The following is a 21,689-nucleotide window of genomic DNA, read 5'->3' on the forward strand; positions in this document are numbered from 1 at the left end:
CCCTTCGTCCGTCTCTTGCCGCATCTGCGCAGATTTCCGAAGGAGCCCTGCCATTGTCCACCGCGCGATCCGCGCCGCCGATCAACATTCGGGGCATCGCCAAGCGTTTTGGCAGCGTGCCGGTGCTCAGCGGCCTCGACCTCGACGTCGCCTCCGGCGAATTCCTGACGCTGCTTGGCCCGTCGGGATCGGGCAAGACCACGCTGCTGATGATCCTGGCGGGGTTCGTCCGCGCCAATGCCGGAAGCATCGACATCGGCGGGGAGGAGGTCATCACCAAGCCGCCGCACAAGCGCAACATCGGCATGGTGTTCCAGAATTACGCGTTGTTTCCGCACATGAACGTCTTCCACAACATCGCCTTTCCGCTGAAGCAGCGCCGCACGTCCGCAGCGGAAACGGCCGAGCGCGTGGAGAAGGTGCTCGACCTGGTGCAGTTGCAGGGTCTGGCCGACCGCCGCGTCGACCAATTGTCGGGCGGCCAGCGCCAGCGTGTCGCGCTGGCGCGGGCGATCGTTTTCGAACCGCGCATCGTGCTGATGGACGAGCCGCTGTCAGCGCTCGACAAGGGACTGCGCGAGCATATGCAGATCGAGCTGCGCAGCCTGCATCGCCGGCTGGGCATGACCACCGTCTACGTGACCCACGATCAGCGCGAGGCGATCACCATGTCGGACCGTATCGCGGTCATGAACAAGGGCCGGATCGAGCAGCTCGACCGGCCCGAGACGCTCTATGCCAGGCCGCGCACCAGGTTTGTCGCGGGCTTCATCGGGGAATCGAATTTCATCCCCGTGGAAAGCCGCGACGGCAGCGTCTGGTATGCCGGAAAAAAGGTGCATACCGCATCGCCTTCGCCGTCGTCGGGCCGGCACTGGCTGGTCGTGCGGCCCGAAAGGGTCCGGCTCGCCGCCGATGCCGGACTGGGCGCCAACGCCAACATGCTGCACGCCACGGTGCGTGACATCGTCTATCAGGGTGATAGTTTCATCTGCTATGCCAATCTGGCGGATGGCCAGCAGATCGCGCTGCGCGACTATTGCCGCAGCGACGTGCTGGCGCGTCTGCCCGTCGCCGGGCAGCCGGTGCAGCTTCGCGTCGATGCGGAGGACGCGATACTGGTGGCGGACGAGACATGAGCGCCCGGCCAGCAGAATTCGTCAGCCATGGCCTGAATGCGGATGCGTTGCGGGCCGATGCTCGCCGCGAGTCGCTAGGCCTGCTCGGCCTCTGCTCTCCGGGCCTGGTTTTGGTCGGGATCATCATCGTCCTGCCGATCGGCTGGCTGTTCTGGCTGTCGCTGTTCGACGAGAACGGACAACTGAGCGGTGCGAACTACGCCCGCTTCGTCGAACAGGCTTCCTATATCAGAACCTTCATCACGACGTTCGAGGTGGCGTTCCTGGTCACCGGCCTCTGCGTCCTCATCGGCTATCCCTTGGCCTACATGCTGTCACAGCTTCCGCGGCGTGCCGCCTCCGTCTGCCTGATCTTCGTGGTGCTGCCATTCTGGACATCGGTGCTGGTGCGCACCTATGCCTGGCTGGTGATCCTGCAGCGCAAGGGCCTGGTGAACACTTGGCTCATCGACCTTGGCCTGATCAGCCAGCCATTGCCGCTCGCGCACAATTTCGCGGGCGTCATCATCGGCATGACGCATATCATGCTGCCTTTTCTGGTGCTGCCGCTCTACGCCTCGATGAAGACGATCGACGCAGACTATCTCTGCGCCGCGATGAACCTCGGTGCGCCACCGACGGCGGCTTTCTGGCAGGTATTTTTCCCGCTTTCGCTTCCCGGCCTCGCCGCGGGCGTGGTCATCGTCTTCATCCTCTGTCTCGGCTTCTTCGTCACGCCCGCCCTGATGGGCGGCGGCAAGGTCGTCATGTGGGCCATGCGCATGGAGCAGACCACCGGCCTCTACTCCAACTGGGGCGCCGGCAGCGCGCTGGGCGTCGTCCTGCTCGCCGTCACGCTTGGGCTGCTCGGCCTGTTCCGGTGGCTGCTGGGCGCGCGGGCTACCAGCGTGTGGGGTGCGCGATGAACGACGATATCGGCCTGCCGATCTCGCACTGGCGACGACTTTGGCTCTACTGCGTCGGCGCCCTGGTGCTGTCGTTCCTCATCGTGCCGTCGCTGATCATCGTGCCGATGTCGTTCTCCGGTTCGACGCTGCTGCGGTTTCCGCCGGAAAGCTGGTCGCTGCGATGGTACGAAGCCTATTTCCAGTCGGTCGAATGGCGCGACGCCACGATCGTGTCGCTGAAGGCGGCGGTGCTGACGACGGTTTTCGCGACACCGATCGGCACCGCGGCCGCCTATGCGCTGAATTCCGGCGCGTTACGCCTCGCCGGCTTCATCAATGTGGTGCTGACCGCCTCGCTGATCATTCCGGTCATCCTGATCGGCATCGGTACGTTCTTTCTCTACGCGCGCCTTGGCCTGAACAACACGCTGACCGGCCTAGTGCTGGCGCATACGGTGCAAGCGGTGCCGCTGGTCGTGCTGACGGTGCTTTCCGGCTTCCGGTCCTACGACATGAATCAGGAGCGCGTCGCGCGCAGCCTGGGGGCGGGGCGTTTTTCCGCCTTCTGGCAGGTGACCATGCCGCAGATCCGGTTCTCCATCGTGTCGGGCGCCTTGTTTGCCTTCATCACTTCGTTTGACGAGGTTGTCGTGTCGCTGTTCATATCGGGCGGCGAGACGACGACGCTGACGCGCCGCATGTTCAGCGCGCTGCGCGACCAGATCGATCCGACGATCGCCGCGATCTCGACATGCCTGATCGTGCTGTCGATCGTGCTGCTTTCGGCGGCGCAGCTTTTTGGCCGTCGCCGCTAAATTCAAATCTGCTTCATTGGAGGCTATCGATCCTGCATGCGTGATTTTCAGTTCCCCGGACGGTCGCCGGTTCGCGCGACCGAAGCGATGGCCGCGACATCGCACCCGCTGGCGACGCTGGCGGCTGTCGACATGCTGCGGTCGGGCGGCAACGCAATGGACGCGGCGGTTTGCGCGGCGGCGGTGCAGGCGGTCGTCGAGCCGCAATCGACCGGTATCGGCGGCGACTGTTTCGTCCTCTATTGCCCCAACGGCCAGAGTGAGGTCCTGGCCTTCAACGGCTCGGGCCGCGCACCGGCCGCGGCGACGGCTGAATGGTATCTGGACAGGGGGCATGAGGAACTGCCTGGGTTCGGTCCCCACGCGGTCACCGTGCCGGGGGCCATCGACGCCTGGTGCCGGCTGCTCGATGACCATGGCAGGAAGGGCATCGACGCCGCGCTCGCGCCTGCCATACGGTATGCCGAACAGGGCTATGTCGTGCATGACCGCGTGGCCTTCGACTGGGCCGACAGCGCCGACTTGCTCGCCGACGACGAACACGCCACGCGCATCTTCCTGCCGGACGGCAGAGCGCCGCTGGCCGGCGAGTTGCACCGGCAACCGCAACTGGCCGACACGTTGCGCATCGTCTCCAGCCACGGCCGCGCCGGCTTCTATGAGGGCGACGTCGCCGACGACATGGTGTCTCGTCTTCGCGCACTCGGCGGGTTGCATACGCTTGAGGATTTCGCGGCGACGACGGGCGACTATGTCAGGCCCGTCGGCACATCCTACCGGGGCTATGACATTCATCAGATGCCGCCGAACAACCAGGGGCTGACTGCGTTGGTCATGCTGAATGTGCTGTCGGGCTTTTCGCTCGGCTCCCTGGAACCGAACGGTGCGGAGCGCTTTCACCTCGAGATCGAAGCGGGGCGGCTCGCCTATCAGGACCGCGACAATCTCATCGGCGACCAGAACCACGTCCATGTCCCCGTTGAGGAGTTGCTGTCGAAATCGCATGCGGACCGGCTGCGCGCAGCGATCGACCCGGTGCGCGCGATGACGCATCTGCCTCGCCTTGAGCTTCAGCCGAGCGATACCGTCTATATCTCCGTGGTCGACCGCGACCGCAATGCGGTCTCCTTCATCAACTCGACCTTCCATTCGTTCGGCAGCGGGGTGGTCGGTCCCAGGACCGGGGTCGTCTTGCAGAACCGCGGCAGCAGCTTCCGTCTGACGGCAGGCCACCCAAATCGCATCGCGCCGGGAAAACGTCCCATGCACACCATCATGCCGGGCATGGTGACGGCCAAGGGCCGGGCGGTCATGCCGTTCGGGGTGATGGGCGGCGGCTATCAGCCGTTCGGCCATGTCCACCTGCTCACCAACATGATCGATTTCGGCATGGATCCGCAGGAGGCGCTGGATGCGCCGAGGGTGTTTTACAAACAGGACGCGGTGGAGGCCGAGCGTGGCGTTCCGGCCCGCACCCTCGCCGGCCTGCGCAAACGAGGTCACCATGTCTCCATCGCCGCCGAGCCGCATGGCGGCGGCCAATTGGTGCTGATCGATTGGGACAAGGGCACGCTTACCGGCGCGTCCGATCCCCGCAAGGACGGTTGCGCGCTGGGTTATTGACAGTCCGTCGCGCAAGAGTGCCAAACCGGATCGACCTTCGGCGTCGGTATCGACCGCGATAGCAACAATGTCGCTTCTTCCCCAACCGCACCGGCGTCGTTAATGTCCTCGACTTCGCAAGCACGGGCAAAGACGACCATGGGGCAAGGCCGACTGACGAAGAAGGAGCGGCATGAACTCATTCTGTCGGAAGTGCGCAGGTCGGCCTCGATCCGCATTTCCAAGCTCGCCCGGCGCATCGGCGTCGCCGGCGAAACGATCCGCCGCGATCTTATCGAACTGGGCGAGGCCGGGCTTCTCAACCGCACCTATGGTGGCGCGACCATTTCGCTGGTGACGTCCGAACCGGTGATTTCCCAACGCGGCCTTATCTTGGTCGAGGAGCGGGCCCGGATCGGCCGCGGCGCAGCAAGCCTCATCGGCAAGGGGCAGATCGTGATGATCGACGGCGGGTCGACGACCTTTGAGGCGGCGCGCTACCTGTCGCAGTTGAACCGGGACCTGATCATCATCACCAACTCCCCCGGCGTCGCCTCGGTGGCCGGTACCAAATCCGACCTTTCGCGTCATCCTTTGCCCCGGAACCTATGACAGCCGGGAAGGCAGCGTGTTCGGCGAAGATACGGTCGAGTTCGTGCGCCGCTACAATGCCGATGTTGCCGTCATCGGCGCGTCGGGCGTGACCGCGGATGGTCCGAACGACATGATCTCCGGTGCCGCGGCAATCAAACGCGCGATGATGTCCCGATCGCTGTCGACCGTGCTGGTGGTGAGCGGCGAGAAGTTCGGCCGCAGCAGCCTCAATCGCATCTGCGCGCTCAGCGATATTTCCGACATCGTTACGGATTGCGAGCCGCAGCTGGAATGGCGTGCGGTCATCGAAGAGGCTGGAACGGAACTGCACGTCTTCGCAGGCAACTGAGACTCTCGCCCTGTCATGATGCGTTCTGACTCACTGTTTGACCATGATCTTGTCCGCAAACTGGGTCCCACTTTGCGGGATCATGGTCTGGTTCTATTCAGTCGTGGCGTTGCCGCCACCAGCGCCTTGCCGATGGCCGATTGCGGCGCGTCGATCACGGCACGGGCGTTGCCGCTCTCGGCGATCGTGCCGGCGTCGAGGATGACGAGGCGATGGGCGATGGCACGGACCACGCCGAGATCATGCGAAATGAACAGATAGGCGATCCGTTCCTCGCGCTGCAGGTCGAGAAGCAGCTTGAGGATCTGCCCGCGCACGGACACGTCGAGCGCCGACACCGCCTCGTCGAGCACGATCAGCGACGGTTTCGTGGCGATGGCGCGGGCGATCGCGACGCGCTGGCGCTGGCCACCGGAGATTTCGTGGATGGCTCGCGGCGCGAGATCGGGGGCAAGGCCAACGCGCTCCAGCAAGGCGGCGATGCGGCGCGTGCGCTCCAGCCGGGACGCGATGCCATGGATGCGCAAGGGATCGTCGAGCGCGCGCGCCACGGTGGCACGAACCGGCAAGCATGATGCGTCTGGAAATCGTGAAATCTGACATGATCGAACTCCGTCCTCGCCGTGGACCCCGGCCGGCGCGCCAATACCCCTCGGATACTCGCGATCCCGCCAGCATCCTGCAATGGCGATTACGGGCCTTGCCCGGGGTTTCGCCAGAGACGGATTTGGCGCATCTTCATGTGGCTTTGAAGATTTCGTCCGCTGGACCAGTCATAACGAAGCGGTTCCACGTGGTCCTATCTGGTACGATCAGATAGGACCGGCTCCGCGAAATAAGGGCGGTGGAGGTTGCTGGCGTGGCCTTTCAGCCTATTCTGGCTGGACCATGCTTGGCAAAATAGTGCAGATTTGATCGACAGCCAGACCAAAACAGCCGGCATCCGACCGGTTGGACAGGGAGTTCAGGGAGAGAGAAATGAACATCGTCCCGGGCAAAAATGCCGTCAGCGCCATTCCGTTCGACCATGCCAGGGTCGACCGGCTGATGGAGGAGGCCGGCATCGATGTGCTGCTCGCCACCTCCAAGCACAACACGCAGTACCTGCTTGGCGGCTACAAGTTCATCTTCTTTGCCGCCATGGATGCGATCGGCCACAGCCGCTATCTGCCTGTGGTCGTTTACGAGAAGGGCGGGCCGGACCACGCCGCCTATATCGGCAACCGCATGGAAGGCGGCGAGCACCAGAACCACCCGTTCTGGACGCCGACGCTGCATGCCGCCTGCTGGGGCACGCTCGATGCCGCCAATCTCGCCGTCGAACACTTGAAGACGATCGGCAAGGGCGGTGCCCGCATCGGCATCGAGCCGGCCTTTCTGCCGTCCGATGCCTATATGTTGATCCGCAAGGCACTACCGGACGCCAAGCTGATCGATGCGACCGATATGCTGGAGCGCATGCGCGCGATCAAGACGGAAGCCGAGCTGGAGAAGCTGCGCGTCGCCTCCGAGCTGATCACCGATTCCATGCTGGCGACCATCCAATGGGCGCGCGAAGGCACGAGCAAGACCGAGATCATCGAGCAGCTCAGGCGCGAGGAGACCAATCGCGGCGCGCATTTCGAATATTGTCTTTTGACGCTGGGTTCCAGCCACAATCGGGCTGCCTCGCCGCAGGCTTGGAAGCAAGGCGAGGTGCTGTCGATCGATTCCGGCGGCAATTATCACGGCTATATCGGAGACCTTTGCCGCATGGGCATTCTGGGCGAGCCGGACGCCGAGCTGGAGGATCTGCTGGCCGAGGTCGAGACGGTGCAGCAAGCGGCCTTCTCCAAGGTCAGGGCGGGCACGCTGGGCGGCGACATGATTTCCCACGCGGAAGGCGTACTTAAGAAATCAAAGGTTGCGCCCTATACCGATTTCTTCGCCCACGGCATGGGGCTGATCACGCATGAGGCGCCGTTCCTGATGACCAACCATCCGGTGACCTATGAAGGCACCTATGCCGAGCAGCCGCTGGAGAAAAACATGGTGCTGTCGGTCGAGACAACCATGCTCCATCCAACGCGCGGCTTCATCAAGCTGGAGGACACGGTTGCGATCACCGATACCGGCTACGTCATGTTCGGCGACCGGGGCCGGGGCTGGAACAGGGGCGGGCTCGCTTAGAGCGCGCTTGCGATCAAAACCCAGTCATTCTGGACGAGCTCAATCCCGAGCAGATCTTGCCGTCCTTCCTGGAAGCACGGCGGGAAATCGTCGGTGCCTCGACAGACCTCTCAGGACTCCGTGGCATCGAAATCAATCGCAAATCCAGCGTCGATTGCGCTTCGTGCGATGAGATGTCCAAGTTCCCAATCGGTGAGTTCGCAAAGCGGAAACACTCTCCTCACGGTGTGGCTAACCTCGGATATCGAAATGCTCGGGTGGTCGACATTGTCGATCAGGTAGCGGACGATCGCCAGGCGAACGTCCGACAAGGTAGGCCTCTGCGCGAGCGCGGGCATCTCCGGCGTTACGAATGGAGCCGGGGTCCTTCGCCGTCGGCCGCTGTTGCGTCGAAAGCGACGGGCACACGGTGAGTGATACACGCGGCCGCCAGCATCTCCTCCAACTCGCGGTCGGTGGCCCTGCAAGCTGGCATGAGTGTTCGGATGGCGCGGATCGCCTGTGCGATGGAGAGAAAGCGTGCCTTGCCTCTGGAGAGAACATAGGCTTCGGCGGCTCTTTCAACCGTGACCGTGTGAAAAGTGTTGGTCATCGAGAATTTCCTCCCTGAAACCCTGACCAGCACGATTTACGACAAGAATTCAGCAGCCTTCAAGCTTATGTCTGAAAGCGGACAATCAGGCGGAGGCCAGGCCGAAATAGCGCTGCTCCTCCTCGCCATAAGCGCCATGGGTTAGCTTTATCATTCCGGCGCGGTCGACAATCGTGATCTCGCCGCGCTTGGCGTGAACCAGCCCCCTATATTCAAGCATTTGCAGGGCTGTGGTAACGCCGGGACGCCGGGCGCCAAGCATGGTCGCCAGAAATTCATGCGTCAGATAGATTTTACTTCCTTCAGCGCGATCGTGGACCATCAGCAGCCAGCGCGCCAGCCGTTCCTCGATTTTCGAATGGCCGTTGACCAGTGCCGTTCGGGACGACTGGACAAGGAAGGCGTGGGCATAGCGAAGCAGTGACTCGCGAAGGGACAGGCTTTCTGAAATCGCAGAGCGGAGATTTTCAACCGGCAGGCTCCAGCCTTTGCTGGCGACCTGGATATAGGTTTCATTGGAAGACCTGTCCTGGCCGAGAAGGACTGCTACCCCGGTCATGCCGTCGTAGCCGATGATGCCGACTTCGCTTTGCCGGCCTCCGGTCATGGTGGCGACCACCGAAGCGATACCCGCTTCTGGAAAATAGACATGCTCGATCGGCTGATAGGCGATTTCCAACCGGGCCTTGATGTCCAGTTCGACGTGACGCATTGCCGGCTGCAAAAGTGCGAAATCCTCTGGGGAGAGGGCTTTCAATAGCTGGTTGCGAAGAAGGGATTGGGGCATGGCTCTCTCCCGAACGGGCAAGAGCGCGTACCTCTTACTGTCGGCTGCATCCGAAGCGCTGGCGGCCGATGTGGAAGCATAGGCTTTATAGGCGCGGTTGGCAAAACTTCGCCGGCGCTGAAGCCGAGTTTCCTCACGAAACGGGGTCACTGGTTTGCCAGCAAACGGGAGAGAGGCATCCGAACTGCTGGTGGCGACCCAGTTGCTAGTCAATGACTCCCGCCGGGCGGCAGCAGCTTGAAATCCGGCAATTCCCGCAATCCCAGTTCCGGCCCGGCCGGCGAATAGACGACGAAGAGCTGCATCGGCCCGTCGCCGGTGTTCAGCGTCGAATGGAAGCGGCTTTCCGGCACATAGATGGTGCAGCCCGGGCCGACCCTTTCGACCACAGGATTTCCCTGTTCGTCCTCGACCATCTGTTCGCCATGGCCGGAGATGACGAAGATGATCTCCTCCGCACCCGGATGATTGTGACGGGTGTGGCCCTTGCCGGACGGCAGGTCGACGACGCCGCCGGAAAAGCGCTCCGCACCATTCACCTCGGGCGCCACCGTCAGCGAGAGCTTGCCCCAGTCGAAGCCGAAGGCGCTGACGTCCTTCGGATAGACAAACACCTTGCTCTTGTCGGTCATCGTCTCATCCCTTCTTTTTCTCCGCGATAGCTTTCGAGCCGCCGATCGCCACGGCCTTGAAATCGGCGGTCTGCCTGGCGATCGCGGCTTCCGCCGGCAGCCGTTCCATCGAGCTTGCGCCATAGAAGCCATGCAGGCCCTTGCAGCGGTCAAGGATATAACGCGCGTCGTCCGGCATCGAGATCGGGCCGCCGTGACAAAGCAGGATGACATCCTTGCGCACCGAGCGGGCGGCGGCGGCGATGGCGTCGATCTCCGTCACGCAGTCGTCGAGCGACTTGGCCGAGGTCGCGCCGATCGAACCGCCTGTCGTCACGCCCATATGGGCAACGACGATGTCGGCGCCGGCCCTGGTCATGGCGCGCGCCTCGTCGGGGTTGAAGACATAGGGCGTGGTCAGGAGGTCGAGCTTGTGCGCCTCGGCGATCATGTCGACCTCGAGCCCGAAGCCCATCCCGGTCTCCTCGAAGCTGAGCCGCATCTGGCCGTCGAACAGGCCGATTGTGGGAAAGTTCTGCACGCCGGAAAAGCCCATCATCTTCAGTTCGGCCAGGAACAGCGGCATGATGACGAAAGGATCGGTGCCGTTGACGCCGGCCAGCACCGGCGTCTTCTTCACCACCGGCAGTACCTCACAGGCCATCTCCTTGACGATCTCGTTGGCGTTGCCATAGGCGAGCAGGCCGGCGGCCGAGCCGCGCCCGGCCATGCGGTAGCGGCCGGAATTATAAATGATGATGAGATCGATGCCGCCGGCCTCCTCGGCCTTGGCCGACAGGCCGGTGCCGGCGCCGCCGCCGACGATCGGCACGCCGTCGGCGATCATCTTGCGGAATTTCTCCAGGATTTTCTTGCGCGGTATGGCGGCCATGCTTGTCAGGTCTCACTTGCTGGCGATGTCGAGAAAGGCCGCTACCGCAGCCTTGGCGAATTCGGGGTCGTTGATGTGCAGCGGCAGGCGGGTCACGCGCCGGTTGGCGTTCGGTTTGATCGTCCGCTCGATGACTTCGAACAGCTCGGCGTCGGCCTCGGGGTTGAAGAAGGCGCCGCCTTCGATGTCGAGCGCCGAGACGCCCTTCTCAGGGATCAGGAAGCGGACCGGACCGTCGCAGCGGCTCAGTCTGGTGCCGATCCATTCGCCGATCTGGCGGCATTCGTCGGGCGTCGTGCGCATCAGCGTGACGTTCGGATTGTGCTCGTAGAACAGCCGGCCGCGATAGCGTTCCGGGATGGTCGGCGGCGCCCAGAAATTGACCATGTCGAGCGCGCCGACCGAACCGATATAGGGCACTCCGGTGCGGGCAATAGCGCCGAAGCGATCCTCGGTCGCCGGCAGCACGCCGCCGAACAGGAGATCGCAGACTTCCGTCGTGGTGATGTCGATGACGCCGGCGAGCAGCCCGCTGTCGGCAAGCTTTTCCATGGTGCGGCCGCCGGTGCCGGTGGCGTGGAAGACCATGCAGTCATAGGTCGAGCGCAGCGCGTCGGCGATTGCCGTCACGCTTGGCGTGGTGACGCCGAACATGGTGAGACCCAGCGCGGGTTTGCCATCGGGCGGCGGTGCAGGTTTCGCAGCCATGCCTGATATCGCCTGGGCGGCATTGTGGAGCACGACTCGCGACAGCCGGTTCAAGCCCGCCATGTCGGTCACTGCAGGCATCATGATGATGTCGGAGACGTCGACATAGGGAGAGGTATCGCCCGAGGCTAACGTCGAGACCATGATCTTGGGCAGGCCGAGCGGCAGCGTGCGCATGCCCGATGTGATGATCGAGGTGCCGCCGCCGCCGCCGATGCCGATCATGCCTGCCATGTCGATGCGCGACCGCGCGAACCGGGCGAAGGCGATGGCCATGGCCGCGACCGCGGTGCCGCGGTCATCGATGCCAAGCACGGCAGCGCTGCCGCCGGGATGGTGGCCGGCCACGTCTTCGGCCGAGACATCGACCGGCACGGTGGCAGTGCGCGTGCCAACATCGACACGGACGACAGCGGTGCCGGTAGCGGTGATCGCGTCGGCCAGGAAGGCGAGTTCCTCGCCCTTGGTGTCGGCGGTGCCCACCACGTAGATGCGCTTCATCGCGTTTCCCGCTCTCCGGCGCGCTCGGCGTCGATGCCTGCCGCTCTTTTGCCCAGCCGCGAAGGCCATTGCAATTTTTTGAGACGCGCGTATCGTATTGACATGAAAGTCTCACGTCAACAAGCAGTGAACGACGATGCCGATCAGAGCGGCGGCCGAGGGGCCGAGCGCGGAGCCCGGGCACGCACAAGGCGGTTGATGCTGGAGACGGCGACGAGACTGATGCAGGAAGGCGCAACGCCTTCGGTCAGCGAGGTTGCGGAGGCGGCGGAGGTTTCCCGCGCGACCGCCTATCGCTACTTCCCAAGCCAGGCGGCACTGGTGCAGGCTGTGGTCGACGAAGGGCTCGGGCCGATCCTCACCTGGCATTCGAGCTCCACCGATTCCGAGCGCCGGGTCGCCGAATTGTTCGAGACGGCGATGCCGCGCATCGAGGCCTTCGAGGCGACGTTCAAGGCGGCGCTGAAATTGTCGCTCGACCAGTGGGCTCGCCGGCAGGCAGGCACGCTGGGCGGCGAGCCGGCGTTCACGCGCGGCCATCGCGTCGACCTGTTGAAGGATGCGATCGCACCGCTCAAGGACCGGCTGCCGCCACGCGAATTCAAGCGCCTGGCGCAGGCCCTGTCGCTGATCTTCGGCGTCGAGGTGCTCATCGTTCTGAAGGACATATGGGGGCTGGACAGCCGCAAGATGATGTCGGTCGCGCAATGGGCGGCTGGCGCTCTGGTGCGGGCGGCGGTGGCGGAATCGATAAGCGGAGGAGACGGAATTAAGCCGGCGACGGCTGCGGAATAACGCCAATCTGGTTCGACCAGATTAGAATGCCGGCTACGCACAGTAGTTGCAATGCTAAGGCCGAAACAAGGCCCTTGCGTATCAAGGAGTAGGAAAATCGAGAGAAAACAGGCAGATAATGCAGCAATCCGCTTGCGCGACTGTCCATGATCGTCCAAGAAAGAGCTTGACGCGCGTCCGAAATTGGTAATACCAGATCAGGACTGACAAAGCGGATCGAAAGTGAGGGCTTAGATCCATTTCCGACGGGGCGAGGAGGCCCTAAACCGGAATGGCGCCATCACGGGAGGAACTACCGGGGCCGACCTCGCAGCCGGCTCGCATGACAAGGTAGAATGCGCACAAGGGAGGAAATCATTATGCGCAAGACAATGACCAGCATGCTTGCTGGTATCGGCTTAGTGCTCGCCTGCGGAACGTCCGTCTACGCGCAGGACAAGGAACTCACCATATTCTGGGCTGAATGGGATCCGGCGAATTATCTGCAGGAACTCGTCAACCTTTACGAGGCCGAGACCGGCGTGAAGGTCACGGTCGAAACCACGCCTTGGTCCGACTTCCAGACCAAGGCATTCACCGAGTTCAATGCCAAGGGCAGCGCCTACGACATGGTGGTCGGCGACTCGCAGTGGATCGGCGCGGCCTCCGAGGCGGGCCACTATGTCGACCTCACCGACTTCTTCAACAAAAACAATCTGAAGGAGGTGATGGCGCCAGCGACGGTCAAGTACTACGCCGAATATCCGTCGGACTCTGGCAAGTACTGGTCGATCCCGGCCGAGGGCGACGCGGTCGGCTGGTCCTACCGCAAGGACTGGTTCGAGGATCCCAAGGAAAAGGAAGCCTTCAAGGCCAAGTATGGCTACGATCTCGACGTGCCGAAGGATTTCAAGGCGCTGCGCGACATCGCCGAATTCTTCTACCGTCCCGACGAGAAGCGCTACGGCGTCGCCATCTACACTGACAACTCGTATGACGCTCTGGTGATGGGCGTCGAGAACGCCATCTTCTCCTTCGGCGGCGAACTTGGCGACTATGCCAGCTACAAGGTCGACGGGATCATCAACTCCGAGCAGAACGTCAAGGCGCTCGAGGCCTACAAGGAGCTCTATTCCTTCACCCCTCCTGGTTGGGCCAAGAGCTTCTTCATCGAGGACAACCAGGCGATCACCGAGAACCTGGCGGCGATGAGCATGAACTACTTCGCCTTCTTCCCGGCGCTCATCAACGAAGCCTCGAACCCGAATGCCAAGGTCACAGGCTTCTTCGCCAATCCTCCAGGACCGAACGGCGACCAGTTCGCCGCGCTCGGCGGCCAGGGCATCTCCGTCATCTCCTATTCCAACAACAAGGAAGAGGCGATGAAGTTCCTGGAATGGTTCATCAAGGAAGATACGCAGAAGAAATGGGCGGAACTCGGCGGTTACACGGCAAGCGCCAAGGTGCTCGAGTCGCCTGAATTCCAGAACGCCACGCCTTACAACAAGGCCTTCTACGAAACCATGTTCAAGGTGAAGGACTTCTGGGCGACGCCGGAATATGCCGAGTTGCTCATCCAGATGAACCAACGCGTCTATCCGTACATCACCGGCAATCAGGGCACGGCCAAGGAAGTGCTCGATTCGCTCGCAGCGGACTGGAACGCGACGTTCAAGAAATACAACCGCGTGAAGTAAACGGTACTAACGCTCGGAGGGGGCGGGAGCCCGCCCCTTCCGTTTTCTTTTCCGGACAAGGAAGGAACGGGCCTTGGCCACCGCAGTCATGACCACGCTGGATCCCAATTCGCGCTCCGCCGCCCGCGGCATGAGCGATCTCACGATCCGCAATCTCTTCATCATTCCGACGATCGTTTTCCTGATCGTCTTCAACATCTTTCCGCTGATCTATTCGCTCGGCTATTCGTTCACCGACTTTCGCGCGTCGAGCCCGGCAGCGGCCAATTTCGTCGGACTGCAGAATTACCGCGAGTTGCTCAACGACCCGTTCATCTGGTCGAATTTCGCCATCACCGCCAAGTATGTCATCGTCTCCGTAGTCGGCCAGGTCATCGTCGGCTTCGGCGTGGCGTTGCTGCTCAATCGCGATATCCCGTTGAAGGGCCTGCTGACGACTCTGCTGCTGTTGCCAATGATGCTGTCGATGGCTGTAGTCGGCCTGTTCTGGAAACTGCTCTACGATCCGTCCTTCGGCATTATCAACTATACGCTCGGCCTGGGCTCGTTCGAGTGGCTGTCCAACCCAGACATGGCGCTCTACGCGGTTGCCATCACCGACATCTGGATGTGGTCGCCCTTCGTGATGCTGCTGTCGCTTGCCGGCCTGTCGGCAGTGCCGAAGCACCTCTACGAGGCGGCCGCGATCGACCGCGCCGGCTCGTTCTACACCTTCTTTCGCATTACGCTGCCCTTGGTCGCGCCGATCCTGATGATCGCGGTCATCTTCCGCACCATGGAGGCGTTCAAGACCTTCGATCTCGCCTACATCCTGACCAGCCAGCCAACCACCGAGGTGATCTCGATCCGGCTCTACAAGATGGCGTTCCAGGAATGGCAGACCGGGCGCTCCTGCGCGCTCGCCTACATCGTGCTGATCATGATCCTGGCGATCACCAACATCTACGTCAAATACCTGAACAAGGTGAAGGAGCGCTAGAATGGCTGCTGTCACCACCTCTACCGAGCGTTCGCTCAACAAACTCGCCATCGTTCTTGTGCTGATCATCACAATGATCTTCCTGGCGCCGATCTACTGGATAGCCTCGACGGCGTTCAAGCCGCGCAACCTTGCCACCACCATTCCGCCGACGGTGATCTTCCAGCCCGAGATATCACCCTTCGTAAAGCTCTTCACCAAGCGGTCGCAGTTGCGCACTGCGCCGACGCCGGAACAATACGCCGCCGCCCCGTGGTGGGAGCGGCTGGTGTTCGACGGCGGCGAGAAGGTGGTGCGCTCAGGCAGGGGCGAGGTGCAGTGGTCGGGTTATCCGAGCCGCTTCATGAACTCACTGATCGTCGCCATAACCTCGACCGTCCTGGCCGTCGGCATGGGTACCTTCACCGCATACGGTTTCTCGCGCTTCAAGGTGAAGGGTGAGGCGGACTTGCTCTTCTTCATCCTGTCGACGCGCATGCTGCCGCCGGTGGTGGTGGCGATCCCGATGTTCCTGATGTACCGGGCCGTCGGCCTCAACGACACGCATTGGGGCCTGATCATCCTCTACACCGCCTTCAACCTCAGCTTCTCGGTCTGGCTGATGAAAGGGTTCATGGACGAAATCCCGAAGGAGTATGAGGAGGCCGCGCTCGTCGACGGCTACACGCGCATGGAGGCCTTCTTCAAGATCGTGCTGCCGGAGGCCGCCACCGGCATCGCCGCCACCGCAGTCTTCTGCTTCATCACGGCGTGGAACGAATACGCCTTCGCGCTGATCATGACCAACCGCCGCGCCCAGACGGCGCCGCCCTTCATCCCCAGCCAGGTCGGCTCCGGCCTACCGGACTGGACGGTGATTGCCGCCGGCACCTTCCTGTTCCTGCTGCCGGTCGCGATCTTCACCTTCCTGCTTCGCAACCATCTGCTGCGCGGCATGTCCTTCGGAGCGATCCGCAAATGAGCTTTCGCGCCATCAACCAGAAATATCTCGAACCAGGCAGCCAGGTGCTGATGGTGCTCGGCATCATCGCGCTCTGCCAGCCCTGGAACATGCTGCTGCACAGCTATGGCGTGACCATCATCCTGATCGGCCTGATAGGCTTCAACATCTTCTCCAAGATCGCGCCGGAGGAGCAGGCAGGCACCGGGCAAACAGGCGACGCGCAAGCACGAAATCCGGGAGCACAGCATTGACCCAGATCGAGCTTCGCGGCGTGCAGAAATATTTCGGCGCCGTCCAGGTCATCAAGGACCTCAACCTGAAGATCGACGACAACGAGTTTATCGTGCTGCTCGGCCAATCGGGCTGCGGCAAGACGACGACGCTTCGCGCCATTGCCGGGCTGGAGACGATCGACGGCGGCGACATCCTCATCGACGGCAAGCCGGTCCAGCATCTGAAGGCCGCCGACCGCGACATCGCCATGGTCTTCCAATCGTTCTCGCTCTATCCGCATATGAGCGTCTACGAGAATATCGCCTTTCCGCTTAGGGCGACGCGCAAGAGCAAGGCCGAGATCGACCAGGAAGTGCGCTCGGTCGCCAAGACTCTGCAGATATCGGATCTGCTGGCGAAGAAGCCGTCGGCGCTGTCGGGCGGCGACATGCAGCGCGTCGCCATTGGCCGGGCACTGGTGCGTCGTCCCAAGGCGATGCTGATGGACGAGCCGATCGGCGCGCTCGACGCCAAGCTGCGCGAGGAGATGCGGGCCGAGATCAAGCGGCTGCACATCAAGCAGGGCTCGACCAGCATCTATGTCACCCACGACCAGATCGAGGCGATGAGCCTAGCCGACCGCATCGTCATCATGCATGAGGGCGTGCTGCAGCAGGTCGGTTCGCCGGACGAGGTCTATTCGCATCCGGCCAATCTGTTCGTGGCGCAGTTCGTCGGCAGCCCGGTGATGAACGTCGCCGATGCGTCGGTGACCGAGAAGGCGACGGCAGCCTCGGTCACGGTCGGGGAAGCGGCCAGCGGCTTCGAGTTTCCGCGCGCCTTGCTGTCGAAGCTCAACGGCCATGCCAGCGGCAAGCTTGCGCTCGGCATCCGGCCGGAAGGCGTCATCGTTCGCCGCGAAGCCGCCGATGGCTTCCTGCCGGTCGAGGCGCAGATCGTCGAGCCGCTCGGATCCTTCGACATCGTCGACCTCAAGGTCGGCTCCCAGATGCTGCGTGCCCGCACCAAGAGCGGTTTTATCAGTGGACCGGGCGTGAAGGTTTTTGCCAGGATCGATCCGGCCCAGACGCATTTCTTCGATAAGGCGAGCGGCAAGTCGCTGGGGGTGAGACTCTGATGGCCCATATCCAGCTCAAGAACATTTCAAAGACCTTCGGCAACCATACCGCGCTGGCCGGGCTCGATCTCGACATCGCCGATGGCGAGTTCTTCGTGCTGCTCGGCGAGACGGGCGCCGGCAAGACGACAACGCTGCGCATGATCGCCGGCCTGGAGAAGCCGACCGAAGGTCAGGTCTTCATCGATGGCGTCGATGTCGCCAACTGGGGCGCCGCCGAGCGCGACGTGGCGCTGGTGCTGCAGCAATATTCGCTCTATCCCCGCTATACGGTGCGCGAAAACCTTGAATTCCCGCTGAAGCCGAAGATCCGCCGGCTGCCTGACGCCGAGATCAAGGACCGCGTCGATCGTGCGGCCCGAACGCTCAGGATCGAGCACCTGCTCGACCGCAAGACCGATCGTCTCTCGGGCGGCGAGATGCAGCGCGTGTCCATCGGCCGCGCCATCGTGCGCAAGCCGCGCGTGTTCCTGATGGACGAGCCGCTGTCGGCGCTCGACGCCAAATTGCGCGAGGCGCTGCGCACCGAGCTGAAGAACCTGCAGATGCAGCTCGGCGCGACCTTCCTCTTCGTGACGCACGACCAGATCGAGGCGATGTCGATGGGCGACAAGGTCGGCGTGCTCAACCATGGCCGCATCGTCCAGACCGGCACGCCGTATGAGATCTACAACAATCCGCGCGACACCTATGTGGCGAGCTTCGTCGGCTCGCCGCCGATGAACCTCGTCGACGGCAAGCTCGTCAATGGCCGCGCGGTGATGGCGCCGCTGAATTTCGAACTGCCTTTTGAGGGGAGGGCCAAGACGAGCGGTGCGACCGACGGTCGCCCGCTCGTCTTCGGCATTCGCCCCGAGGACGTCTATCTCGATAGCGGCGCGCCGGTGGAAGCGCGCGTCCACGATGTCGAGAACCATGGCGTCGAGAAGATCCTGACGCTCAGGGTCGGCGACGCCATGCTGCGCGCCACGGTGCCGGCCAGAACCGACGTGGCGATCGAGCAGCCGGTGCGCTTTGCCTGGGATCCGGACAAGGTGGTGCTGTTCGACAAGGGCAGCGGCATCAATCTGCACCACGCGGGATGAGGCGGGCGTCCGTTATTTGGGCAGGAAGGTTTCGTAGGGGGTGTCATTGATCAAGAGGATCACGCACTCGGTGTCCGAGAGGCACGCGTCGTCATGCATCTCATTGGCTTTCTGGGTCCAATAGGATCCGGGAGGAAGTTCGACCTTGGTGGCTTCGCCGCCGTCCATTTGCCAATGCGCCCAGAGCCCCTGGATGACCACGGCGCGATAGTCGGCGGTGTGCGCGTGAACCGGTGCGCGCCAGTTGCCGGGGACCTTGAGCAAGGTGCCCGCCGGACCCTTGGATCGCTCGCCCCACAACGCGCCGAGGCGCTGCGGCTGGTCCGGCGCTTCAGCGACATAGGGAATCTTGCCGGCCGGCAAGTAGCTATCTTCAAGAGCGAATGCCTGCCCGGGAACGAAGGACAGGGCGGCGAGCGTAAGCAGTAGAGAATGATTGGCCATAGCGGGTTCCTCTGCTTGCCAGATTATTCACGAGACGTCGCCGGGCAATGACGCGCCGTCCAAAAGACTTGGCAATTCCTCCGGGCTTAGGACGCGTCGCCGCCGCCGGTGTTGCGCAGATGGCTCGGCGCCACGCCGATGACCCGTTTGAACGCGCGGCTGAAAGAGGCTTCCGAATCGTAACCCAGTTTCGCCGCCGCCACGGAAACCCTCATCCCGTCGCGGGCCAGCCATTGGCGGGCTTGGTGCATGCGCACGCGGAGCACATATTTGGCGGGCGTCTCGCCGACCACCGTGGCGAAGCGCTGGGCAAAGGCGGAGCGTGAGGCACCCATCATCCGCGCCAGGGCTTCGACCGTCCATTCGCGTTCCGGCTGCAGATGAATGGCCGCCAGCACCTTGCCGACATCGGGATTTCTGACTGCCGCGATCCATCCGGTCGCGTCGCCGCAGCCATTCTCGACCCAGGAGCGAATGATCGTCGCCGCCAGCACGTCGGCAAGGCGCGCCAGAATGCCGCCTGACCCAACCCGGTCCATCGTCACTTCGCCTGCCATCGCATCAAGCAGATGCTGGATGCCCGGCGCGTTCGCCATCAGCTTATGCGCCTGCATCAAGTCCGGCATCATGTCGAGCAACGGGTGCGAGCCGTCGAGGTTGAAATGCATGCTGCCGCAGAATAGCAGGGTCTTGGGGCCCCCGCACTCGTTCGAAACGTCATAGATGTTCTCGCAGACCGGCTCGATCGTGTAGCGGCCGATCGGCACCGGAGGCACACCCGGCGCGCTGGCTAGCACATGCTCGTCGCCGCGCGGGATCAGGAGCGCGTCGCCCACCGACAGCTCGACCCATTCCTTCGCCGGAGCGAACAGCCAGCAGCCCTGCTGGCCAATAAAATGAAACCGTGCTGCCTTCTGAGCAGGGAAGGACACCGCCCAGGGTTCTCCCAACACGCAGCGTCCATAGTCGACGCCATCAAGGCGCAGGCCACGCAGCATGTCGGTCAACGGATCGCCGGAAGTCGCCAGCGTTGTTTTGGATGAATTGTAATTCATTTCGGCGTTTATAGCATGGAAACTCCAGATAACCACCCCCATGTTGCATTGCAGCCAAATGTTGCGCTGCAACCGGAGATCCATCATGACCGAACCCACCACGGGCGTCATCGCCGCCGCTGTTCTCGACTCCTCCGAATCCGAAGAACGAGCCGAGCCGGCCTGGGGCGCGGTGGTATCGCTGGCGCTTGGCGTGTTCGGCCTGGTAACCGCCGAATTCCTACCCGCCAGCCTGCTGACGCGGCTGGCGCAGGATCTCGGCATTACCGAGGGTGCTGCCGGGCAAGCGGTCACGGCGACGGCAGTGGTCGGCGCGATCGCGGCGCCAACCATGGCCATCGTCACCAAACGGCTGGACCGCAGGCTGGTCATGTGGGGACTGACGGTGCTGCTGATCGTCTCGAACCTGCTCGCGGCCTTCGCATCGTCGCTTCCCGTGCTTCTGGCCGCTCGCGTCGTTCTCGGTATCGCCCTCGGCGGTTTCTGGTCGATGTCGGCGGCGATGGCGATGCGGCTCGTGCCGATGCGGTTGATGCCGCGCGCCATGTCGATCATCCTCACCGGCGTTTCGGTCGCCACTGTCACCGCAGCCCCGGTTGGCGCCTATGTCGGCGACATCTGGGGATGGCGCACCGCTTTCATGATCGCAGCCGTCGTCGGTGCCCTGGCGCTCCTGGTGCAGATCGCCACCATTCCGCGGTTGCCGCCAGCGGGTGTTGCCAGTTTTCGCACCTTGCTGGAGGTGATGAAGCGGTCGACGATCAGGGCGGCACTTCTGGTGGTAATGCTTGTCGCATCGGGGCACTTTGCCGGCTTCACCTATGTCCGGCCGTTTCTCGAGAAGGTTCCAGCAATGGACATCGAGACGATCTCGCTGGTGCTGCTCGCCTATGGCATCGGTGGGTTCTTCGGCAATTTCGCCGGCGGCTTCATGGCCGAACGCAACCTCAAGGCGGCCGTAGGCCTGGCGCCTCTGCTGATAGCATTGTCGGCGCTTCTGCTGCTCGTTCTTGGCGCCTCGCCAGTGGTGGCGGCAGTGGCGATCGCCGCCTGGGGCTTTGCTTTCGGTGCGGTGCCGGTCGGGCTGCAGACCTGGCTGGTGCGCGCCGCTCCCGACCAGGCCGAGAGCGCCGGCGGGTTGATGGTCGCCACATTCCAGGTGGCGATCGCGCTGGGCGCCGTCTTCGGTGGCCTGCTGGTCGATCACGCCGGCGTGGCCAGCGCGTTCGCGTATTGCGGCATTGCAACGCTGCTGGCGGCATTGGCGACGTTCCTGCTTGGCCCGAAGTCTGAAAGAGCCTAGGCCGAGCGGCCGTCGAAATCGATCACCGACACCACGCCAAGGTCGATGTCGTCGAGGCAGTTGATATTGACGTAGGCGCTTCGCTCACTTCCTTCGCCGACATCTTCGGCGAAGGGATGGATGCCGCAGGTGCGGCAGAAGCGATGCGCGATGCCGCCCTTGCCGAAAGTGTACCGGCCGAGATCATCGCCCCAAGCCAGCAGTCGCAATTTTCGATGCGGCACGGCCCACAACAGTGCCCCCTTGCGAGAGCAGATCGAGCAATTGCAGCGCACGGCTCCGCCAAGCTCGCCCTCCACCTCGAATGCCACCTTGCCGCAATGGCAACTGCCTCTGTAGTGCATTGGATTTCCTCTTTCGTCGCTTCGACAGGTGCAAACTCGCCCCCGCCGGGTTATGCCTTTCGCGCACG

The 21,689-nt window shown here is 62.9% G+C and carries 25 protein-coding genes; 15 read left to right on the forward strand and 10 right to left on the reverse strand.

Annotated features, from left to right (window positions below; genetic code table 11):
* The first annotated feature begins 53 nt into the window (after nucleotides 1-53).
* The 6 genes from MESS2_RS10530 (at nucleotide 54) to MESS2_RS33815 (ending at nucleotide 5,386) form a co-directional block, all read left to right on the forward strand.
* Nucleotides 54-1,139, forward strand: a complete 1,086-nt coding sequence (locus MESS2_RS10530; protein ID WP_008874188.1) for an ABC transporter ATP-binding protein — start codon at nucleotides 54-56, stop codon at nucleotides 1,137-1,139.
* Nucleotides 1,136-2,044, forward strand: a complete 909-nt coding sequence (locus MESS2_RS10535) for an ABC transporter permease (RefSeq protein ID WP_008874189.1) — start codon at nucleotides 1,136-1,138, stop codon at nucleotides 2,042-2,044. The genes MESS2_RS10530 and MESS2_RS10535 overlap by 4 nt, the downstream gene beginning before the upstream one ends.
* Nucleotides 2,041-2,841, forward strand: coding sequence for an ABC transporter permease (locus MESS2_RS10540; RefSeq protein WP_008874190.1), 801 nt, complete (start codon nucleotides 2,041-2,043; stop codon nucleotides 2,839-2,841). Before MESS2_RS10535 ends, MESS2_RS10540 begins: the two co-directional genes overlap by 4 nt.
* Before the next feature lie 36 nt (nucleotides 2,842-2,877).
* On the forward strand, nucleotides 2,878-4,464 hold the full coding sequence (gene ggt, locus MESS2_RS10545; protein ID WP_008874191.1) for a gamma-glutamyltransferase: 1,587 nt from the start codon (nucleotides 2,878-2,880) through the stop codon (nucleotides 4,462-4,464).
* Between the two features lie 102 nt (nucleotides 4,465-4,566).
* Nucleotides 4,567-5,055 carry a DeoR/GlpR family DNA-binding transcription regulator gene (locus MESS2_RS33810; RefSeq protein ID WP_280113311.1) on the forward strand — a complete coding sequence of 163 codons (489 nt, stop codon included), beginning with the start codon at nucleotides 4,567-4,569 and terminating at the stop codon, nucleotides 5,053-5,055.
* Between the two features lie 16 nt (nucleotides 5,056-5,071).
* Nucleotides 5,072-5,386 carry a DeoR/GlpR family DNA-binding transcription regulator gene (locus tag MESS2_RS33815; RefSeq protein ID WP_008874193.1) on the forward strand — a complete coding sequence of 105 codons (315 nt, stop codon included), beginning with the start codon at nucleotides 5,072-5,074 and terminating at the stop codon, nucleotides 5,384-5,386.
* Nucleotides 5,387-5,466: 80 nt separating this feature from the next.
* Here the strand turns inward: MESS2_RS33815 and MESS2_RS10555 are convergent, their stop codons facing one another.
* Nucleotides 5,467-5,982 carry an ATP-binding cassette domain-containing protein gene (locus MESS2_RS10555; RefSeq protein ID WP_425277750.1) on the reverse strand — a complete coding sequence of 172 codons (516 nt, stop codon included), beginning with the start codon at nucleotides 5,980-5,982 and terminating at the stop codon, nucleotides 5,467-5,469.
* A 382-nt stretch (nucleotides 5,983-6,364) separates the two neighbouring features.
* Between MESS2_RS10555 and MESS2_RS10560 the strand changes: the two genes are divergently transcribed.
* The gene (locus MESS2_RS10560) at nucleotides 6,365-7,555 is read left to right on the forward strand and encodes a M24 family metallopeptidase (RefSeq protein WP_008874195.1); all 1,191 of its coding nucleotides are present in this window, start codon (nucleotides 6,365-6,367) and stop codon (nucleotides 7,553-7,555) included.
* A 110-nt stretch (nucleotides 7,556-7,665) separates the two neighbouring features.
* Here the strand turns inward: MESS2_RS10560 and MESS2_RS10565 are convergent, their stop codons facing one another.
* The 6 genes from MESS2_RS10565 to MESS2_RS10590 all read right to left on the reverse strand — a co-directional run bounded on the left by MESS2_RS10565 (nucleotide 7,666) and on the right by MESS2_RS10590 (nucleotide 11,646).
* On the reverse strand, nucleotides 7,666-7,866 hold the full coding sequence (locus MESS2_RS10565; protein ID WP_244439943.1) for a hypothetical protein: 201 nt from the start codon (nucleotides 7,864-7,866) through the stop codon (nucleotides 7,666-7,668).
* A gap of 35 nt (nucleotides 7,867-7,901) precedes the next feature.
* A complete protein-coding gene (locus tag MESS2_RS10570; protein WP_008874197.1) occupies nucleotides 7,902-8,147 on the reverse strand; it encodes a hypothetical protein in 246 nt (81 codons plus the stop codon).
* Between the two features lie 85 nt (nucleotides 8,148-8,232).
* Nucleotides 8,233-9,147: a Crp/Fnr family transcriptional regulator gene (locus MESS2_RS10575; RefSeq protein ID WP_244439945.1), complete on the reverse strand. Its 915-nt coding sequence runs from the start codon at nucleotides 9,145-9,147 to the stop codon at nucleotides 8,233-8,235.
* A complete protein-coding gene (locus MESS2_RS10580) occupies nucleotides 9,144-9,566 on the reverse strand; it encodes a cupin domain-containing protein (RefSeq protein ID WP_008874199.1) in 423 nt (140 codons plus the stop codon). The genes MESS2_RS10575 and MESS2_RS10580 overlap by 4 nt, the downstream gene beginning before the upstream one ends.
* Nucleotides 9,567-9,570: 4 nt before the next feature.
* Entirely contained in the window at nucleotides 9,571-10,437 is an 867-nt protein-coding gene (locus MESS2_RS10585; protein ID WP_008874200.1) for a phosphoenolpyruvate hydrolase family protein, read from the reverse strand.
* A 12-nt stretch (nucleotides 10,438-10,449) separates the two neighbouring features.
* Nucleotides 10,450-11,646, reverse strand: coding sequence for a Tm-1-like ATP-binding domain-containing protein (locus MESS2_RS10590; protein ID WP_008874201.1), 1,197 nt, complete (start codon nucleotides 11,644-11,646; stop codon nucleotides 10,450-10,452).
* A gap of 102 nt (nucleotides 11,647-11,748) precedes the next feature.
* Here MESS2_RS10590 and MESS2_RS10595 point away from each other — a divergent pair, with 102 nt between their 5' ends.
* The 7 genes from MESS2_RS10595 (at nucleotide 11,749) to MESS2_RS10625 (ending at nucleotide 18,475) form a co-directional block, all read left to right on the forward strand.
* Nucleotides 11,749-12,441, forward strand: a complete 693-nt coding sequence (locus MESS2_RS10595; protein ID WP_040592662.1) for a TetR/AcrR family transcriptional regulator — start codon at nucleotides 11,749-11,751, stop codon at nucleotides 12,439-12,441.
* A gap of 359 nt (nucleotides 12,442-12,800) precedes the next feature.
* A complete protein-coding gene (locus tag MESS2_RS10600) occupies nucleotides 12,801-14,117 on the forward strand; it encodes an ABC transporter substrate-binding protein (protein ID WP_008874204.1) in 1,317 nt (438 codons plus the stop codon).
* A gap of 73 nt (nucleotides 14,118-14,190) precedes the next feature.
* On the forward strand, nucleotides 14,191-15,096 hold the full coding sequence (locus MESS2_RS10605; RefSeq protein ID WP_008874205.1) for a carbohydrate ABC transporter permease: 906 nt from the start codon (nucleotides 14,191-14,193) through the stop codon (nucleotides 15,094-15,096).
* A 1-nt stretch (nucleotide 15,097) separates the two neighbouring features.
* Nucleotides 15,098-16,057, forward strand: a complete 960-nt coding sequence (locus MESS2_RS10610; RefSeq protein ID WP_008874206.1) for a carbohydrate ABC transporter permease — start codon at nucleotides 15,098-15,100, stop codon at nucleotides 16,055-16,057.
* Entirely contained in the window at nucleotides 16,054-16,290 is a 237-nt protein-coding gene (locus tag MESS2_RS10615; protein WP_008874207.1) for a hypothetical protein, read from the forward strand. Before MESS2_RS10610 ends, MESS2_RS10615 begins: the two co-directional genes overlap by 4 nt.
* Entirely contained in the window at nucleotides 16,287-17,390 is a 1,104-nt protein-coding gene (locus MESS2_RS10620; protein WP_008874208.1) for an ABC transporter ATP-binding protein, read from the forward strand. Before MESS2_RS10615 ends, MESS2_RS10620 begins: the two co-directional genes overlap by 4 nt.
* Nucleotides 17,390-18,475, forward strand: coding sequence for an ABC transporter ATP-binding protein (locus MESS2_RS10625; protein ID WP_008874209.1), 1,086 nt, complete (start codon nucleotides 17,390-17,392; stop codon nucleotides 18,473-18,475). Before MESS2_RS10620 ends, MESS2_RS10625 begins: the two co-directional genes overlap by 1 nt.
* Nucleotides 18,476-18,487: 12 nt before the next feature.
* Here the strand turns inward: MESS2_RS10625 and MESS2_RS10630 are convergent, their stop codons facing one another.
* On the reverse strand, nucleotides 18,488-18,919 hold the full coding sequence (locus MESS2_RS10630; RefSeq protein ID WP_008874210.1) for a DUF4437 domain-containing protein: 432 nt from the start codon (nucleotides 18,917-18,919) through the stop codon (nucleotides 18,488-18,490).
* A gap of 86 nt (nucleotides 18,920-19,005) precedes the next feature.
* Nucleotides 19,006-19,974: an AraC family transcriptional regulator gene (locus MESS2_RS10635; RefSeq protein WP_040592670.1), complete on the reverse strand. Its 969-nt coding sequence runs from the start codon at nucleotides 19,972-19,974 to the stop codon at nucleotides 19,006-19,008.
* 85 nt (nucleotides 19,975-20,059) lie between these two features.
* On the opposite strand from MESS2_RS10635, the gene MESS2_RS10640 reads away from it, so the two are divergent.
* Nucleotides 20,060-21,277: an MFS transporter gene (locus MESS2_RS10640; RefSeq protein ID WP_008874212.1), complete on the forward strand. Its 1,218-nt coding sequence runs from the start codon at nucleotides 20,060-20,062 to the stop codon at nucleotides 21,275-21,277.
* Here the strand turns inward: MESS2_RS10640 and MESS2_RS10645 are convergent.
* Nucleotides 21,274-21,621: a GFA family protein gene (locus MESS2_RS10645; RefSeq protein WP_008874213.1), complete on the reverse strand. Its 348-nt coding sequence runs from the start codon at nucleotides 21,619-21,621 to the stop codon at nucleotides 21,274-21,276. The two genes, MESS2_RS10640 and MESS2_RS10645, sit on opposite strands and share 4 nt — an antisense overlap.
* Nucleotides 21,622-21,689: the final 68 nt, after the last annotated feature.

This window comes from Mesorhizobium metallidurans STM 2683 (assembly GCF_000350085.1).
Lineage (GTDB): Bacteria > Pseudomonadota > Alphaproteobacteria > Rhizobiales > Rhizobiaceae > Mesorhizobium > Mesorhizobium metallidurans.

Excerpts from the sequence above, each read along its gene's own strand:
- MESS2_RS10535 (WP_008874189.1), top strand. The coding sequence starts at position 1,136 with ATGAGCGCCCGGCCAGCAGAATTCGTCAGCCATGGCCTGAATGCGGAT.
- MESS2_RS10540 (WP_008874190.1), top strand. The coding sequence starts at position 2,041 with ATGAACGACGATATCGGCCTGCCGATCTCGCACTGGCGACGACTTTGG.
- ggt (WP_008874191.1), top strand. The coding sequence starts at position 2,878 with ATGCGTGATTTTCAGTTCCCCGGACGGTCGCCGGTTCGCGCGACCGAA.
- MESS2_RS33810 (WP_280113311.1), top strand. The coding sequence starts at position 4,567 with ATGTCCTCGACTTCGCAAGCACGGGCAAAGACGACCATGGGGCAAGGC.
- MESS2_RS10560 (WP_008874195.1), top strand. The coding sequence starts at position 6,365 with ATGAACATCGTCCCGGGCAAAAATGCCGTCAGCGCCATTCCGTTCGAC.
- MESS2_RS10570 (WP_008874197.1), bottom strand. The coding sequence starts at position 8,147 with ATGACCAACACTTTTCACACGGTCACGGTTGAAAGAGCCGCCGAAGCC.
- MESS2_RS10580 (WP_008874199.1), bottom strand. The coding sequence starts at position 9,566 with ATGACCGACAAGAGCAAGGTGTTTGTCTATCCGAAGGACGTCAGCGCC.
- MESS2_RS10585 (WP_008874200.1), bottom strand. The coding sequence starts at position 10,437 with ATGGCCGCCATACCGCGCAAGAAAATCCTGGAGAAATTCCGCAAGATG.
- MESS2_RS10590 (WP_008874201.1), bottom strand. The coding sequence starts at position 11,646 with ATGAAGCGCATCTACGTGGTGGGCACCGCCGACACCAAGGGCGAGGAA.
- MESS2_RS10595 (WP_040592662.1), top strand. The coding sequence starts at position 11,749 with ATGAAAGTCTCACGTCAACAAGCAGTGAACGACGATGCCGATCAGAGC.
- MESS2_RS10600 (WP_008874204.1), top strand. The coding sequence starts at position 12,801 with ATGCGCAAGACAATGACCAGCATGCTTGCTGGTATCGGCTTAGTGCTC.
- MESS2_RS10610 (WP_008874206.1), top strand. The coding sequence starts at position 15,098 with ATGGCTGCTGTCACCACCTCTACCGAGCGTTCGCTCAACAAACTCGCC.
- MESS2_RS10615 (WP_008874207.1), top strand. The coding sequence starts at position 16,054 with ATGAGCTTTCGCGCCATCAACCAGAAATATCTCGAACCAGGCAGCCAG.
- MESS2_RS10625 (WP_008874209.1), top strand. The coding sequence starts at position 17,390 with ATGGCCCATATCCAGCTCAAGAACATTTCAAAGACCTTCGGCAACCAT.
- MESS2_RS10630 (WP_008874210.1), bottom strand. The coding sequence starts at position 18,919 with ATGGCCAATCATTCTCTACTGCTTACGCTCGCCGCCCTGTCCTTCGTT.
- MESS2_RS10635 (WP_040592670.1), bottom strand. The coding sequence starts at position 19,974 with ATGAATTACAATTCATCCAAAACAACGCTGGCGACTTCCGGCGATCCG.
- MESS2_RS10640 (WP_008874212.1), top strand. The coding sequence starts at position 20,060 with ATGACCGAACCCACCACGGGCGTCATCGCCGCCGCTGTTCTCGACTCC.
- MESS2_RS10645 (WP_008874213.1), bottom strand. The coding sequence starts at position 21,621 with ATGCACTACAGAGGCAGTTGCCATTGCGGCAAGGTGGCATTCGAGGTG.